Genomic DNA, 778 nt, shown 5'->3' with positions numbered 1-778 from the left:
ATCTGTTTATGTTGAATCAATGAACACCATCCCTTTGTATATGTCATCAGTGGGATGAGTGTGTGGAAAAAAACTCTTCAAGGAACGAGTAAAAATGCTTTTTATGAACGCTCTTAATGCAAGGATTACCGCAACATTGGATAGAGAGATCTTCTTTGGTTACTCAATTTTTAGAAGTAGATGTCAGTTTTTGAAGATTGATATTGGTTATATTCTTTGCACTAGCGGATCATTTTTTAGCATTTTTGTATCAAAATTTTTGTTGAGAAAGAAAGATTGCATAAACAAAAGGCAACACACCGTGCTGCCTTTTAACAAAATTATATATTGTTTTTTTTAAAAGTGATAACGTATTCCACCAGAAAAATTGGTGCCAGATACACCGGCTTTTTGGAGCTTATGTCGATAACTAATATCACCATGGAGTACAACTTTTTGAGCGATGTGCGCATTAACACCAACGCCTCCTTCAATTGAGGAACCAGTAGGATCAAGATAAAAACTCTCACCAATTTGTATTGCTCCACCGTCTCCAAAAGTTCTGAGAACATTCAACTTCCCATAGAAGGAAACAGCATGATCATTATCCTCCTCAGTGGTGGTGAGATTTTTTGTTAAACGTCCACCAATACGTACCAACCATTGATGCGGATTGTCCATATCAACTTTCAAACCATCAGCATCTGAAAGTACATCTAGCATGAGGTTTTGATAAATAAACTGTGCTTGTGGCTCAAACATGAGCCCTTGAAGACCGGTTGTTAATTTCTGACCAAGG

Annotated in this window: 1 protein-coding gene; it reads right to left on the bottom strand. The window is 37.0% G+C overall.

Annotated features, from left to right (window positions below):
• Positions 1-336: 336 nt before the first annotated feature.
• On the bottom strand, positions 337-778 hold a 442-nt coding region (locus ACFIO5_RS11450; protein WP_375705476.1), incomplete at its 5' end, for an autotransporter outer membrane beta-barrel domain-containing protein.

This window comes from Bartonella sp. AA86SXKL (assembly GCF_042196885.1).
This window is presented reverse-complemented; position numbering and strand designations above follow the sequence as displayed.